This is a genomic window from Acidimicrobiia bacterium (assembly GCA_036396535.1).
In the GTDB taxonomy this organism is placed as follows: Bacteria; Actinomycetota; Acidimicrobiia; order Spongiisociales; family UBA5794; genus DASWKR01.
Window position 1 is genome coordinate 1 of sequence record DASWKR010000014.1, and the last position, 13,755, is coordinate 13,755.

17 protein-coding genes and 1 tRNA gene are annotated in these 13,755 nt (G+C 64.9%); 9 read left to right on the forward strand and 9 right to left on the reverse strand.

What is annotated here, in order from left to right; genetic code table 11:
• The first annotated feature begins 12 nt into the window (after positions 1-12).
• On the forward strand, positions 13-120 hold the full coding sequence (locus VGC47_01915; protein HEX9854049.1) for a DUF6510 family protein: 108 nt from the start codon (positions 13-15) through the stop codon (positions 118-120).
• Positions 121-166: 46 nt separating this feature from the next.
• Here the strand turns inward: VGC47_01915 and VGC47_01920 are convergent, their stop codons facing one another.
• Positions 167-448 carry a hypothetical protein gene (locus VGC47_01920; protein ID HEX9854050.1) on the reverse strand — a complete coding sequence of 94 codons (282 nt, stop codon included), beginning with the start codon at positions 446-448 and terminating at the stop codon, positions 167-169.
• 529 nt (positions 449-977) lie between these two features.
• Between VGC47_01920 and VGC47_01925 the strand changes: the two genes are divergently transcribed.
• The gene (locus VGC47_01925; protein ID HEX9854051.1) at positions 978-1,883 is read left to right on the forward strand and encodes a hypothetical protein; all 906 of its coding nucleotides are present in this window, start codon (positions 978-980) and stop codon (positions 1,881-1,883) included.
• 680 nt (positions 1,884-2,563) lie between these two features.
• Here the strand turns inward: VGC47_01925 and VGC47_01930 are convergent.
• From VGC47_01930 to VGC47_01945, 4 genes are all read right to left on the reverse strand, one after another.
• Positions 2,564-2,638, reverse strand: a tRNA-Ile gene (locus VGC47_01930).
• Between the two features lie 265 nt (positions 2,639-2,903).
• The gene (locus tag VGC47_01935) at positions 2,904-4,178 is read right to left on the reverse strand and encodes a nuclear transport factor 2 family protein (protein HEX9854052.1); all 1,275 of its coding nucleotides are present in this window, start codon (positions 4,176-4,178) and stop codon (positions 2,904-2,906) included.
• Positions 4,178-4,732, reverse strand: a complete 555-nt coding sequence (locus VGC47_01940; GenBank protein ID HEX9854053.1) for a sigma-70 family RNA polymerase sigma factor — start codon at positions 4,730-4,732, stop codon at positions 4,178-4,180. The genes VGC47_01935 and VGC47_01940 overlap by 1 nt, the downstream gene beginning before the upstream one ends.
• A 575-nt stretch (positions 4,733-5,307) precedes the next feature.
• Positions 5,308-5,493, reverse strand: a complete 186-nt coding sequence (locus tag VGC47_01945; protein ID HEX9854054.1) for a hypothetical protein — start codon at positions 5,491-5,493, stop codon at positions 5,308-5,310.
• A gap of 148 nt (positions 5,494-5,641) precedes the next feature.
• Here VGC47_01945 and VGC47_01950 point away from each other — a divergent pair, with 148 nt between their 5' ends.
• Positions 5,642-6,133 (forward strand): CHRD domain-containing protein, encoded by a 492-nt coding sequence (locus VGC47_01950; protein ID HEX9854055.1) that lies wholly within the window; start codon positions 5,642-5,644, stop codon positions 6,131-6,133.
• A gap of 318 nt (positions 6,134-6,451) precedes the next feature.
• Here VGC47_01950 and VGC47_01955 read toward each other — a convergent pair whose 3' ends face one another.
• The gene (locus VGC47_01955) at positions 6,452-8,029 is read right to left on the reverse strand and encodes a patatin-like phospholipase family protein (protein ID HEX9854056.1); all 1,578 of its coding nucleotides are present in this window, start codon (positions 8,027-8,029) and stop codon (positions 6,452-6,454) included.
• Positions 8,030-8,366: 337 nt separating this feature from the next.
• Here VGC47_01955 and VGC47_01960 point away from each other — a divergent pair, with 337 nt between their 5' ends.
• From VGC47_01960 to VGC47_01970, 3 genes are all read left to right on the forward strand, one after another.
• On the forward strand, positions 8,367-9,344 hold the full coding sequence (locus VGC47_01960; GenBank protein HEX9854057.1) for an RNA polymerase subunit sigma-70: 978 nt from the start codon (positions 8,367-8,369) through the stop codon (positions 9,342-9,344).
• Between the two features lie 67 nt (positions 9,345-9,411).
• A complete protein-coding gene (locus tag VGC47_01965; GenBank protein HEX9854058.1) occupies positions 9,412-9,777 on the forward strand; it encodes a nuclear transport factor 2 family protein in 366 nt (121 codons plus the stop codon).
• Positions 9,778-9,845: 68 nt separating this feature from the next.
• Positions 9,846-10,166: a hypothetical protein gene (locus VGC47_01970; GenBank protein ID HEX9854059.1), complete on the forward strand. Its 321-nt coding sequence runs from the start codon at positions 9,846-9,848 to the stop codon at positions 10,164-10,166.
• 19 nt (positions 10,167-10,185) lie between these two features.
• Here VGC47_01970 and VGC47_01975 read toward each other — a convergent pair whose 3' ends face one another.
• A complete protein-coding gene (locus tag VGC47_01975; GenBank protein HEX9854060.1) occupies positions 10,186-11,427 on the reverse strand; it encodes a sigma-70 family RNA polymerase sigma factor in 1,242 nt (413 codons plus the stop codon).
• A 4-nt stretch (positions 11,428-11,431) separates the two neighbouring features.
• Positions 11,432-11,827 (reverse strand): YciI family protein, encoded by a 396-nt coding sequence (locus tag VGC47_01980; protein ID HEX9854061.1) that lies wholly within the window; start codon positions 11,825-11,827, stop codon positions 11,432-11,434.
• Between the two features lie 277 nt (positions 11,828-12,104).
• On the opposite strand from VGC47_01980, the gene VGC47_01985 reads away from it, so the two are divergent.
• From VGC47_01985 to VGC47_01995, 3 genes are all read left to right on the forward strand, one after another.
• On the forward strand, positions 12,105-12,314 hold the full coding sequence (locus VGC47_01985) for an addiction module antitoxin (GenBank protein ID HEX9854062.1): 210 nt from the start codon (positions 12,105-12,107) through the stop codon (positions 12,312-12,314).
• Positions 12,301-12,621 (forward strand): type II toxin-antitoxin system PemK/MazF family toxin, encoded by a 321-nt coding sequence (locus VGC47_01990; GenBank protein ID HEX9854063.1) that lies wholly within the window; start codon positions 12,301-12,303, stop codon positions 12,619-12,621. The genes VGC47_01985 and VGC47_01990 overlap by 14 nt, the downstream gene beginning before the upstream one ends.
• 309 nt (positions 12,622-12,930) lie before the next feature.
• Positions 12,931-13,236, forward strand: coding sequence for an antibiotic biosynthesis monooxygenase (locus tag VGC47_01995; GenBank protein HEX9854064.1), 306 nt, complete (start codon positions 12,931-12,933; stop codon positions 13,234-13,236).
• Between the two features lie 74 nt (positions 13,237-13,310).
• Here VGC47_01995 and VGC47_02000 read toward each other — a convergent pair whose 3' ends face one another.
• Positions 13,311-13,703, reverse strand: coding sequence for a nuclear transport factor 2 family protein (locus VGC47_02000; protein ID HEX9854065.1), 393 nt, complete (start codon positions 13,701-13,703; stop codon positions 13,311-13,313).
• Positions 13,704-13,755: the final 52 nt, after the last annotated feature.

Sequence of the window (13,755 nt, forward strand, 5' to 3'; positions counted from 1 at the left end):
GTGTTGCGCTGTGTGACCTGCGGCGCGGTCCAGGTCCGCATGGTGCGCGCCCCCGACCGCGCCTGGCTCGACTTCCAGGGAGTACAAGCACTCCAAGTCGAGATGCCCCCGCTGGCGTGAGCTCTTGAGCCTCCGCGCGCGTCGCGTGGACGCGTCGCACCGAGAGCTAGTCGGCAGCCAGATACGAGCAGCCGGAGGAGCCGCATCGGATGACGCCAGGTGGGTTGTCGTGGTCCAGGACCTTCAATATCTCGGTACGTCCGTCGGTCTCGAGGGCATGTCGCGTGTCTTCGGGCAGACGGCGGGGATCGCTCGACCAAGCCGATCCGCTGATCTCGACCACAACGTGCGCAACCTGCGCACCCTGGGTGATCTCCCAGATCCAACTGCGCGCGTCGACACCCCCACGCACATGCGACCCGAGGTTCGCTCTGATCTCCCAGCCCATCACGCGAGACTACTAAGCCTCTGATGAGGCAATGACGAGGGGCTTCGAGCGATGGTCGACCGTCGGAACATACCCTCGTCCAGCCCAGTGGGTGTCGCGAGTGACCCTAAACTATGCGCGCTCTCGCTGGCGAAAGTCGCGCCGCGAGGTCATAGGCGTACGTCGAGCCCTCGATTGAGGATGGTCTGCCCGATCCGTTCGTTGCCTTGTCTATCGGCCGCCTCCCGGAGAAGCTTCGAGTGGTGGTCGTGACCCGATATCTGTTGGATTGGACCACGTTGGAGACCGCATCCGCGGTGGGTATTGCTCCTGGACCGTAAGGAACAGACAGGAGTCGGGCGCTGCGACGACTAGCGAACGACCTCGGAGATTGAAGATGATTGCACCACAAGACTCCCTTGAGGACCGCATTCGCAAGAGCCTCGCGGCCGAGGCCGGGGGGGTCTCGGCGGACTCACCATGGGTCACCCGTTCACAGTCTCGCCGACCACCGCGTGGTCTCGTCTACGCTGGGTTCATCCTCGCTGTCATGCTGGTGGGGACCGCTGGACTGATCTCGCGCGTGCGCGGTAATCCACCCGATGGACCGCCAAAAAGCACATTGTCGAACGTGCCGGGCGGTCAAACCACCGTTCCGACGTCAGTTGCAGCTGCATCCACGACGCTGGGATCGCCGGTGGGAAACCTATCCCCAGCAATTGGTCCAAGCGTCCTACCCCCTCGAGTCGCCGCTATTCCGGGTATGCGTGTCCAGGGTGACAAAGCATCGCTCGACCTCGATTTCCTCGATGGCACGTCAGTCGCATTGCAGTGGCCAGCCGGGTTCGACTTCTTCAGCGATGGCCTTGAGTTGAGCAGCTGGGCCAGGATTCCGAGTATCACGGCTCGGGAGATCATCGCCTACCGGATCGATCCCGCCACATCGGTCAGCGAGCTTTTCGGCATGGCTACATTGATCGGCAGCTATCCGAACGGAGAAGGCGGCTCCGTCGAGCTTTGGCGACCAGAGCGGTCCGAGATTGACTATCTCGTATACACCTTCGGCCCTTGGATCGTTCTTGTGTACGACTACGGACCCGATGCCATTGAGGAGCCGATGAGCGAGGAGAGCCGTGAATTGTGGGCCACCCATCTGCAAGCTGAAGTTGAGACAGACGGGTCTCTTGTGCTGCGAGCGGACGCGCCGCTGCAGCTCGCCAGCCCAGCAGCCTATCCATCGCCGATGAGTGCGGCCTTCCATTCCCGACATGGCGTCGTCGATCTCATACCAGGACCCTGTACTCCCGGATTCATCAGCTCGATCGACGGAGATGATTGGGCGACCTGGTGCGACGTATCAGCCGGCTTAGTGATTCGCGTACAGGGCTCCCCTGAATTCCAGGAGGAAGTCAGCGATCGCTTGACCGTGGTATCAGTGAGCCCAGCTGAGCACTGATCAGTCGGACGGTCCCAGCGCGAGTATCGTGCATTGGTGCCGTCTAATCGACTTTGACGGCGCTTCGCGTATGAGCGAGGTCCCGGCCTGGTGAGGGTCCTCGGGCGTAATAGATACTCGACGAGTCTTGCGGTGTCAGCGCCGTCGAGATCCGGGGGTCTCTGATGTCGTCTGATCCTATTGCCATGTTCGCACTGCTGGTTGGTCTCCCCGCCGTGACTGTGCTTGAGGTCACCGAAGGCGATGGGCGGCTTCGAGTCGAGGTCGAGACTCGAGCGACGCGGCCGCCGTGTCCGGGGTGCGCGGGTGGTGGTGGTCAAGGACCGGCACCTGGTGGAGCCGACCGATCTCCCGTGCTTCGGTCAGCCGGCGGTGCTGGCATGGCGCAAGACCCGCTTCGGGTGCGTGGCGGGGTATGGGTTGTTCACCGAACACGGCCCCAGATCGCTGCCCGGACGCTCCGGATCACGGACCGGGCGGCGCGGTAGGCAACGGTGCGGGTCGGGCGGTATGGCCGGTTGGTGGGTGAGGTGGCTGCGGGTCTGGGGTGCGGGCCGTGGTCGCCTACGGGCAGGTCACTGAGCGCTCGCGGACTCTTCGCGGACTCTCTCGATCAAGCAGCCGATCGATTGATCAACACTGCTCCTCGGAAACCCATGTTCTACAAGGGTTCTCGTTCGTGGGCCCACGTGGATTTGAACCACGGACCTCATCCTTATCAGGGATGCGCTCTAACCAGGCTGAGCTATGGGCCCGAAGAAGCGTCGAGTGTACAGGGGCTCCCAGGTGACGGGGAAGTCGAATCACCTGGGCCGGTCTTGTGGTTGCCGGACGCTCCGCTCTCAACGCTGGAGGATGGATTGCGGACATCGGCCGACCGTCAGGATGCACGTGTCACATGCGTGTGCGACCAAGACGCTGAAGGTCAGTTCGGCGACGAGGTCCGCGAGGGCCTTCGAGCGCGTCACGAGGTGGAGGGCCGGTCGTCGACCCTCCACCTCCGCTCTTCGGAGTCGCCCGTCAACGTGCGCCCGCGAACTCCTCGGCGGCGGCCATCCAGAGCGGAGCGGTCTCGGCGCTGAACCGCAGCCGATCGTTGTTGGCCAGAGTCAGGCCGGGCTGGGTCCGGGCGAACTCGACGAAGGTCTCTTGAACCTCGGGGTCGGTCGAGAACCGAACCTCGAGAGCCAGACCCCGCGCTCGCCCGCCCCGGTAGCTGACGGTCACATCCTCGGTCGTGGCACCGCTCCCGAGGGCCCGGTGAATCGCGCTGTCCACCGTCAAGACACAGGGGATCTCGTCGTCCGAGGCGGCCGCGGTGTCGCATTGCAGGTCGAGGCCGGTTTCGATCGCCTCGTAGAAGTCGAGGAGCTCTGAACACGGTTTGTTCCCGTCGCCTGTGGTGCAGGTATCGATCCCGGACGCCGCGTACACACCAAGGATGTTCTGGAGGCCCTCGACGATCCGGACCGGATCGTTGATCTCCCGAGCCGCTTCCATCACGGCGACTCCGGCCTCGGCTGTATAAGGATCGGGTCCAAAGGGCTGGCCGATGTTGAGCTCGGGGTATTTGGGTTGCATGTACGCCCAGAGATCGACGGCCTCGAGCGGAATGTAAGGCCTGGTCACCGGGACATTGCCGAAGAAGTCGGCGACCAACAGCCCGTCCTCGTCCAGGGTGAACGTCGGGAACATCGGGAGCGTGTAGGCGGGGTAGCCCATCGTGGCGTGCAGCTCGCTGGTCAGGTCGAAGTTGCAGCGATACGTCGGGCTCTCCACGCACGACGACTCCTCGAAGTGGGTTCCGATCTCGATCAGATAGCCGAGGTGATCCCTGCACGCGTCGATACCGCCGGAGGGCAGATCACAACTCGCCTCCGGCGACAACACCGCCAGCGCCCCCTCCAGGTCGCCCTCGTTCATCGCCGCCACCCATTGATCCACAACCGGCAGCGGGTTCGCCTCGGTGTCGGCAGCGACAGTCGTGGCCACCGTCTCCTCGGGTGGGTCGATGGCGGGGTCGTTGCCGTCTGGCTCATCTCCGGCGCTCACGAGGAGGCCCACCGCGACTCCGAGCAGTACGACGACGAACGCTGCCGCTGCGATCAAAGGACCCCGACCCGGCGTCTTCCGGGCTTCTCCGGGGATCCTGATGTCTTCCTTGGTGGCCATTGTCCTCGTCCTTTCCTCGATGAGAGATATGACGGCGTCCGACGGCGAGCTCGAACGAAGCCCCACGCCACCCGGGTAAGGGTTGGCCTCGATCAGCCGACGCAGCGTCTCCTGCTCCGACATCAGCCTCCTCCTCCCTCGTTGGCGGCGCGAGGCGAGAATCGTGTGTTGCCGTTGGGCGGCGACAGAAGATGCTCGAGACGCCGCAGGGCTCGTTGCCGGCGCTTGTCCACCGCCGCTGTCGAGATGCCGAGAACCTGGCTGATCTCCGCTGAATTGAGCTCCTCCCACGCGGTGAGCCGCAACACCTCCTGGTCGATGTGGCTCAGCCGGTGCAACGCGTCCACCACGACGCGATCCTGATCCCGTCTGACGACCACCACCTCAGGCGACTCGCCGTACTCTCTGGCCAAGGCGGCCACCCTTCGATTGAGCCGGCTCCAGCGGTGGAGCGAGCGCCATCGGTTGGCGAGCACGCCGCGAGCAATCCCAAACAGCCAGGGGCGAACGGTCGCCCACTCGATCTCGTCGATGCGGCGCCACGCGACCGCGAAGACCTCGGCCGCCGCCTCGTCGGCATCACTGCGGCCGATACGTCTGGCGCAGTATCCGAGCACGTCGTCGTAGTGCCGCTCGAACAGTGCGATGAGCCTTTCGTTGGTAGCGGCCGATCCCATTTCTCCTCCGGCTTTCATTGGGGATTGTCCGGCCGCCGCAACTCACGGACAAGGACGAACCGAATCGAGCAATCACCTGTCGGGAATCGCGCGTTTCCGGACAAGTGAGATGTGGACCGGAAACCGGTACCGGCTCCTGACCTACGGGCAGCAGATCGTCCGAGCCGTGTGCGAACTAACTCGAATGGTCCATCAGCAGGTAATGCTCGGCCTTCAGGAAGTCAGAATCGGGTTCGAAGCCAGGTACCAGCTGGTCGACCGCCTCCTGCTGGGAGACCAACCGTGGTGAGTCCAGCCGTTGCTCTTCCCCGTCCACTCGGAGGATGGCGGTGCCGGCACCCAGGATGTTTCGCACCCAATCCGAGTCAGGGCCATATCGCACGACCAGTACATAGCCCTGTTTGGTCCGATGGGCATCGAGCGGTGTCTGATGGGCGGTGCCTGTCGACCTTCCGACGTGAAGGACTACCGGTCTCTTGCCCTTTCTGATCTCTCGCGGATTGAAGAGACGCTTGTTGATCCGTGCCAGCCATCTCGGGTAGGGCATCGATCGAGGCTCCGTCTCGCCTGCAGGCTCACACAGGGTAACGCACGGGCCCCTTCGGATCACCCGCCGTCGACTGCTTCGGGCCGCCTTGGATGGTGATGCCCAGGGCGACGACGTCGGTGTCGACGACGGCCAACATCACCATGCCCGGTCGAAGGGGCACTGTGCCGTCGTCCCCGAAGACGAGGAGTGGGGCTCGGTCGTGTTCGCTCATCAAGGGCGCAGCCATCGGAATGACGAAAGACACCCGGCCTCCGACGATTCCCGGAACAGATGCGTGCCGTTCGCGCACCGAGAGATCAGCGAATTCGCGAACCGAGCCGTCCCCCCAGGCGTACCTCTATCGACAGAGAGGAGAGGGAATGCGGCGGAGGCTCATGCTCGTAGCCATTGTGGGAGTGCTCGCACTGGGGTTGGTGATCCCGGGGGCGTCAGCGGGGGGAGTCGACTTTCGGGCGCCGCTCTCGCACGCCCAAGAAGTCGGTGCGACCAACGCGCCGGGGGCGCACGGGATGGCGACGTTCGTCCTGGACGGCAGCACCCTGCACTATCAGATCAGCGTCAAACGCCTGACCGGATCGGCCACGCAGGCGCACATCCACGCCCCAGCGGTCCGTGGTGCGAACAGCGGCATCGAAATCTGGTTGTGCGGGACGGCGGCCCTTCCTGGTCCGATCGGCACGCCAACGTGCTCGACCACGACGGATGGCAGCCTCGTGACCGGCTCCGTGGCGGTGAACCTGACCCAGCTCGGCTGGATGGAGACCATGCAGGCGTACGTCAACGTGCACACCGCTGCCCATCCGGGAGGCGAGGTCCGGGGCCAGGTGCTCGACGTCGGCGGGACGCAGTAGGCGAAACCGGGCGGCTCAGAGCCCGGCCACCCTCGGGAACAGGTCGGTCAGGACACCGGGGCCTCCAGCTCGCCGGTGAATCGCTCGACGACGCGCCCGTTCGAGTCGAACACGACCCAGTACGGGAAGGCGCTCAACCCCTAGGCCTGGCCGGCGTCGGGGACTGAGAATGAGGACGAGTCCAACGTCCCCGCTTGATGGCACGACTCACCGAGGTCCGAAGCGCCCAGGCGACGGTGAAGGCAGGATCGAGGGCGATGTCATGGCGGGTTCCAACTGCGCCTGCGTGCCGCTGATCCGCTGGACAAGGCAGGCATGTCAGCCGCGTTCCGGTGGTTGCGGAGCCGGCGAAGTCCCCAAACCGGCGCGCTCGAGCTGTTCCGCGACGGAGGCACGAATCCGTTCCAGTTCCTGCTCCATTACCCATTCATCGTCTGTCGACCTGAGGAGAGTCCATCCGTTGGGGACCGACAGACGGATGACGACTACGCCCTCGCCGGCGGCCCCCGTCCACGGGGGCTCCTGGGGGTTGTGCATGAAGGTGGCAATGAGATCCGACCCGATCTGGGCAGCGACCGGTTTGGTCACCCATCCAGCAACATAAGCGGCCAGACCGAGCACGATCATCGTGATGAGCGCCAGCAGCCCGATCCCAGCGATGAGCAGCCCGATCCCGGCGAAGAAGACTCCGAACAACGACTCGCCGAGACTCCGATTGGCCACCAGATCGGACCAGTTGGGCCACAGGAACGCGGCTACGTCGGGGATACCGAACGTGAGCACGAGCACGAGCAGGATGGTCCCGATGACGATGTAGCCCGGGGCAAGGTCGAACACGCCGTCGGCGAACCGGAGCCAACGCCTCGTCCTCGGGTTCCGCGCACGAACGGCGAACGACCCGGCTGTGCTGTGGCGCCCGAGGAACGTCAGCCAGCTGACCAGGGGCAGCAGAATGCGTTCCAAGGCGCGCAGGACGACGTCCAACACCAGCATCGCCGCTCGACGAATCGGTCCAGCACCCACCTTCACGGTCTCTTCCTTCGGTCGGCGACCCCGCGGGGAACGCCCAGACCCACCGTCGGCAGATTGTGAAGCCTCGTCGATGGCCTGCGTGATCGTCGACACTCCGATGGCCCCGGCGAAGCGTTGACGATATGCGTCTCCGACCGCACCTCGGGGCGAGGTGTGCTGGGGTGTCTCGTCGTCGACGAAGCTGAACGCGAGGATCGGATCGGGTGCCGCCTCCGAGTCGAGGCCGGCGACGGCTCGATAGCTCGAGTCGGTGAAGATGAACAACGGTAGGTTGGACATGACCCCGCCATCCGACAGGAACGGCGGGGAATGCAACCCTTCCGCGCGCACGACGAAGGGCGCCTCGAACAAGAAGGGGATCGCCGAGGAGGCCGCCGCGGCGTCCGCGACCGGCAAGTTGGGGGTCAGCTGTGCGTTGAAGACGACGGGTGACCGCCACCGCAGATCGGCCGCCGCCATGTGGAGCGGGATCGCTCCGGCGTTGTCCAGCTCGGCGAACGTCGGTCCGCCCGGTCCATTGTCCGACGCCAGCACGTGTCCCCGTGTGTCGCGCTCGAGAAGTTCGATGAGATGCTCAGCGATCCACTGACGCAGGTCATCGAGCGACAGGACGCCGTAGTGATTTCGCAGCTTGTGAGCACCTGCGACGCCGGAAGGCATCTCGAGCAACCGGCGACCACTTCGCTCTAATCTGCGGAGATCCTCGGCGGTCGCACCGGCCGCCACGAACGCGGCAGTTATCGCTCCCGCCGATGATCCCGCTACCTGCGAGAACGAGATGCCCCGATCCGCGATCGCGCGCAGGGCACCGCTGTATAGGGCGCCCTTGGCGCCTCCTCCCTTGAACACTCCGATGACCTGCAAGCTGCGTCTCCGCTCGATCTCGCTAGAACGTCGTTGCCTGCGAGGCGGGGCGCGTCCCCGTTGTGTGGTCTTAGGTAGGTGTGTGGCCTTCATCGTACCCGCCGGCTGGTGCAGTCGGGAGCCGGTGCCGGTGATGGTCGTCACTTCCTGGGGAAGTCCATCTCCATGACCGCACATGAACTGTGCGGTCGACGCTCATCGCGAGCCAGTGCGGTGCAACGGTTTCGGGCCGCGAGCACAGCGCTCGGGCCGGGAGGCCTGAGCTGTGCTCTAGCTTCGGGCCGATGAGATTCCCGTCTCCGATGTGTCCAAGTGTCCATCAGAGTACGGAGCTGCGTTGCGGACGGATATGAAGCTGGCGGAGGGGGCGGCGGCCGGGATAGAGGCGGACTTCGCCGAGCTGGCGAGACGCAATGAGACTCGGATCCGGCTGCACTGCTATCGGATGCTCGGGTCCCTCCACGACGCCGACGACGCCCTGCAGGAGACGATGATCAAGGCGTGGCGTGGGATTGGCACGTTCGAGGGTCGATCGTCGGTTGGGACGTGGCTGTACCGCATCGCCACCAACACGTGTCTCAACATGCTTCGAAGCCGGCCGCGCGTCGTCTTGCCCGAGGTGTTCACGGCTCGCCATCGACCGGTGGCCGCCGACGTGCCTTGGCTGGAGCCATATCCGGATGTGTTGATGGAGGCCGATGCCGATAGCGATCCAGCCGCTCGTCTGGAAGCCAAGGAGGCGACCCGGCTGGCGTTCGTGGCGACCGTCCAGCTGCTCCCGCCCCGCCAGCGTGCCGTCCTGCTGTTGCGTGATGTGTTGGCTTGGCGTGCCGAGGAAGTGGCTGAGGCGCTCGACACCACGATTGCAGCGGTGAACTCGGCGCTGCAACGTGCCCGAGCCCGGCTCGCCGAGCATCTGAGGTGGGATGAGTCGACTCCGGAGGTGGAGTCGGTGGTGGACGAGTGGATGCGGTGTTGGGAGCGGTGTGACATCGAGGGGTTGGTGGCGCTCCTCACCGATGACGTCGTGCTCGCCATGCCGCCGACCCCCGCTTGGTTTTCAGGCCCGCTCGAGGTGGGCCACTTCTTCTCGACGGTTCCGGCCGAGGGTCGGTTGGAAACCATCCGACTCGTGCGCACGAGGGCGAACGGCCAGCCGGCAGTCGCCGCCTACATGGAAGCGCCTCACGGGGGACACGTGGGATATGGGGTGATGGTGTTCGATCTCGTCGGGGGCAGGATCGCCGGCATCACCGGCTTCAGTGACGGAAGGCTGATCGGACGCTTTGGACTGCCTGTCGAGCTCGACCGATGAGTTTGCCGGCGTCGGTGTGTCGAAGCAGCGAGTGGTGAGAGTCACCGCCGCCGACAGGAGGAATCCGATGGGTCGAGCCCTTGATCTTGTCAACCGCTTCTATGCGACTACCGACGCCCACGACGTCGACGGGATCGCCGAACACGTTGCCGAAGACGTCAGCTTCGTCGGACCGTTGATGGCCACCCAGGACGCCAATGCCTACTTGGAGATCAACCGGCAACTGCTGAGCCATCACGCCGCCACCAGGATGCTGCACCAGTTCGAATCCGGTGACGCCGTCTGTTCCGTCTATGAGATGGACATCGTCGCCCCTGATGGGACCACATTCACGGCTGAGATGGCGGACGTCATCCAGGTCGCTGGTGACAAGATCGTCTCGCAGCGGATCTACTACGACCCGCGCCGTTTCGCCGAGGCGTTCGGTCTGTGACGGTGAGGTTGGTGGGACGCCGACGGCTGCCGTCCCACCAACGCCAATCGATCGAGGGAGGAGTCGACTTGAGTGACGGCGAGGAGGAGTTCTGGCAGGCCGCGGCGGAGTTCTTGTCGCTGGACGGTGTGGAGAAAGGCGCCATGTTCAGGTTCCCATGCATCCGCCTGCGCGGCTCGTTCGTGGCCATGCCGGGCAACAGCTTCGGAGGAATGGTCGTCAAGCTCCCTGCCGTTCGCGCTGCCGAGCTGATCGAGAGCGGGCAGGGGAAACCGGTTGCCCCGGCCGGGCGGCCGTTCCGGGAGTGGGTGGCCATAGACGACAAGACGCTGTGGCACGGTCTCATCGACGAGTCGCTCTCCTTCGCGGGGCACGCAGGTCATGGTTGAGCTGTCGATGGTCGCCCACTCAGTAGGGGTCGGCGGTCAAGGCCTCGATCTGTTCGCCAAGGAATCTCTGTTCCGCATCTGTTCGTGCGAGTTCTCGGGCCCGCTGAAACGCCGATGCGGCTGCATCTGGCTGATCGAGCCGCCCCAAGTATGTCCCGCGGGCGGCATGCATCAGGTGGTAGTTGTCCAGGTCGGCTGCCACCTCGTCGATGAGCTCCAGCGCTGCCCCCGGGCCCTCGATCTCGGCGACCGCGATGGCCCGGTCGAGCGCAACGACCGGCGTGGGCATGACCGTATAGAGGTGGTCGTAGAGTGCGACGATCTGGTGCCAGTCTGTCTCTTCGATGGATGCCGCGCTGCAGTGCACTGCCTGGATGGCGGCCTGCAGCTGGTATGGCCCCGGTTGACCGCGCCGGATGCAGGTCCGCACGATTGCCTGTCCCTTTTCGATCAGATCTCGGTCCCACTGGCGGCGGTCTTGATCACGCAGCAAGACGAGGGAGCCGTCCGCGATGCGGGTGGGCGCCCGGGCTTCGCTGAGCAGCATCAGCGAAAGAAGTCCCGCTGCTTCGGGTTCGTCGGGCATCAGCTCGACGAGCGCTCCGGAAAGTCTGATGGCTTCGCTCCTCAGGGCGACCCGAGCTGGGCTGTTGAGCCCGGCGTTGTAGATGAGGTAGAGAACCGACAGGACTGACCGAAGCCGGTCGTGAAGGTCCGCCTCCGTCGGGACTCGGTAGGGGATGTTGGCCGCCTTGATCTTGTACTTGGCCCGAACCAACCGCCTGGCCATGGCCGATTCGCTGACGAGGAAGGCGTGCGCCAGCTCCTCGACGCTCAGGCCGCCCAGTAGTCGGAGCGTCAACGCGATCTGATGCTCGGTGCGCATTGCGGGATGGCAACACGTGAAGAGGAGTCGGAGCCGGTCGTCCCTCACGGCCCCAACGTCCTCGGAATCCTCAACGGCCGGGGAGCGGGTCTCGACGGCGATCTCCTCGTGGAGCTCTCGACCTCGCGCAGCCCGGCGGAGGACATCGACGGCGCGGTTACGGGCCGTGGTGACGATCCACCCGGCCGGGTTGGACGGGATGCCATTGCGTGTCCACCGGTCGGTGGCGACGACGAATGCGTCCTGGACGGCGTCCTCGGCGAGTGTGATGTCGCCGAAGACGCGGACCAGGGTCGCGACCGCCTGCCCGTACGCCTCGCGAAAGACACGGCCAGCCACATCCGATGCAGAGACGTCGGAGGCGTGGTCGGTCACTCGGTCATTCGTCGCGGTCCCGGGGGACGTGGTCGGCCACCTTCCCGGTCATCTGGAACGGGCGAACCTCGATGGGATGGTTCAGTGCGGTGACCACCTTGTGAGCCCATTCCAGCGCATCGTCGAGGTCGTCGGCGTTGATGATGTAGAACTCGGCGATGTGGTCCTTCGACTCGACGAACGGCCCATCGGTCATCACCAGATCCCCGGTCTTCGAGGTGATCACGGTCGACGCGTCCGGCCCGTAGAGGGCGCCGCCGAATACGAAGACCCCGGTCGCTTCCATCTCGGCTTCGAGGGCTATCACCCGTTCCATGAACTTCTGGGTCTCCTCGGGGGTGCTCGGCGCATCTGGACCCTGGCCCTCGACGGCGTAGGTGGCCAACAGGTACTGACTCACGACTGCTCCTCGGGTTGGGGCGGCGGTTCCCGCGCTCACCATATCTACGAATGAGATCCAAGGACGAGGACATCTCGGCACAGACTTCCGCCGGGGTCACGGCTGTCGCACCGTCGTCCGTTGGGGTGTGACGGCCCGCGAGGATCCTGCCTGCCTCGAGCGACGACCCGGCCACCACTCTGCGCCCGAGGTGCGCCGCCGTCACCGGTGAGGCAGCGGTGCGGCACCAAGCATCCAGCACGTGTAGTGTACGTACATCAGTAAGAAGCTCACGATCATGATCGCCGACGAGGTCTATGAAGGCCTCTACAAGCGGGTGGGCAGAAGAAAGATCAGCCATTTCCTCGAGAGCCTGGCTCGGCCACATGTCGTGGATGCCGATCTCGAGGGAGCCTATCGGGAGATGGCTTCCGACGAAGCCAGAGAGTCCGACGCTGGGCAGTGGTCCGAGGGCCTGATAGGCGATGTCGCCGATGAACCGCGGTGAGGTTTGGTGGGTGAGCTTCGACCCAGCGCTCGGTGGTGAGGTTCGCAAGACCCGTCCGGCCGTCATCGTGAGCAATGACGCTTCGAATCGAGCCCTGAACCGTGTTCAGGTCGTGCCGCTCACATCCAACGTCGAACGTCTCTACCCGAGCGAAGCCTACGTGAAGGTCGAGGGCAAGCAACACAAGGCGATGGCCGACCAGATAGCCACGGCTTCGAAGAGGCGCCTCCAGGAGAGGGTGGGCCGGATCTCGGATTCAGACCTCGCCGGCGTGGAAAGAGCGATCCGGGTCCAACTCGACCTGTGACGCGAGAATGACTCTTGCGGCGACACTCCGAGATGACCGCGGTGGGCTACGTACCCCCTGTTCGGTCGGTCCAGCGATGGACCGTTTGCTCGGACGCCTTGACAAGGATCGGTTGGCGGGTCCACCGACCTGGTGGGCCTGCATGGCCATCGGACTCCGAGCGTCGCCGGGCTATCTTCCAAGCGCCGGCGTCGAGAATGCCGCCGGGGGAAGGGCGAGATCGACGGCTTCCGCGGCGTTGCCCGGGAGGTCGGTCGGTAGCCTCCAGCCCCGAGGCCGCTCGAGCGTCTCACATACGAGGAGGTGGACATGGCGACGGATACGGTGGTGACGATGGTGGAGGGGACGGTGGACCCGGCTCGCGTTCCGGATCTGCTCGAGTCCTTTCCGGCGATGTCGGCGGAGGAGCTCCCTCCTCATCTCTTGGGCACGATGCTGCTTCGGGAGTCGGATTCAGATCGATGGCGGATTGTCACGTTGTGGCGCTCCATGAACGATTTGGAGGAGTACGTGAAGACGGTCGAGACCCCGGCCGCGCGGCAGGCTTTTCTGGCGGCGGGTGCCGAACCAACCGTCGGCGTGTGGAAGGCCGATCGGGTTCTCCTCAGGCCGTGAGTTCCCCTCGGGCGGGGAAGGAGAGACCCTTCGCCAGTGTCAGCCACCTCGCCGATTGGGAGGGTGCCGGTGACTCACTCCCCCCATTCGGGGGGCGGCTCGTGAGCGCCGGCCGTGAAGCTCCAGTACTCCCGCAGTCGGCGGCACAGTCCTTCGTCGTCGAAGTCGAGGAGAAGGCACCCCGGGAGCGTCGTCTCGTCGCCGTCGAGGTACATGTTGGTCCAGAACTCCACGGCCACCCTCGGACCAGCGGCGAAGGGACGACCCATACGGACGCGCACCTCGCTCTGGCCGGCAGTCACGGACCGCCAGTAGTCGGCGACCCCCTCCCTGCCCACGTGGGGTTCTTCGAAGATGTTGGAGCGGTAGGTGGCGTCGGCGGTGAACAGTTGGGCGGCGGCGTCGGCGTCGCGGCTCTCCCACGCCAGCCGATACCCCTCGATCCAGTCGTCAAGTGAACTTGGCATGGCCATCTCCTTCTCAGTGGGACCCTGCACTCTCGCCCGGTGCCGCGGTCGT

Bases quoted from the DNA above. Each gene is read 5' to 3' on its own strand.
- VGC47_01920 (HEX9854050.1), bottom strand. From the start codon at position 448: ATGGGCTGGGAGATCAGAGCGAACCTCGGGTCGCATGTGCGTGGGGGT.
- VGC47_01925 (HEX9854051.1), top strand. From the start codon at position 978: ATGCTGGTGGGGACCGCTGGACTGATCTCGCGCGTGCGCGGTAATCCA.
- VGC47_01935 (HEX9854052.1), bottom strand. From the start codon at position 4,178: ATGTCGGAGCAGGAGACGCTGCGTCGGCTGATCGAGGCCAACCCTTAC.
- VGC47_01940 (HEX9854053.1), bottom strand. From the start codon at position 4,732: ATGGGATCGGCCGCTACCAACGAAAGGCTCATCGCACTGTTCGAGCGG.
- VGC47_01945 (HEX9854054.1), bottom strand. From the start codon at position 5,493: ATGAGCGAACACGACCGAGCCCCACTCCTCGTCTTCGGGGACGACGGC.
- VGC47_01950 (HEX9854055.1), top strand. From the start codon at position 5,642: ATGCGGCGGAGGCTCATGCTCGTAGCCATTGTGGGAGTGCTCGCACTG.
- VGC47_01965 (HEX9854058.1), top strand. From the start codon at position 9,412: ATGGGTCGAGCCCTTGATCTTGTCAACCGCTTCTATGCGACTACCGAC.
- VGC47_01985 (HEX9854062.1), top strand. From the start codon at position 12,105: ATGATCGCCGACGAGGTCTATGAAGGCCTCTACAAGCGGGTGGGCAGA.
- VGC47_01990 (HEX9854063.1), top strand. From the start codon at position 12,301: ATGAACCGCGGTGAGGTTTGGTGGGTGAGCTTCGACCCAGCGCTCGGT.
- VGC47_01995 (HEX9854064.1), top strand. From the start codon at position 12,931: ATGGCGACGGATACGGTGGTGACGATGGTGGAGGGGACGGTGGACCCG.
- VGC47_02000 (HEX9854065.1), bottom strand. From the start codon at position 13,703: ATGCCAAGTTCACTTGACGACTGGATCGAGGGGTATCGGCTGGCGTGG.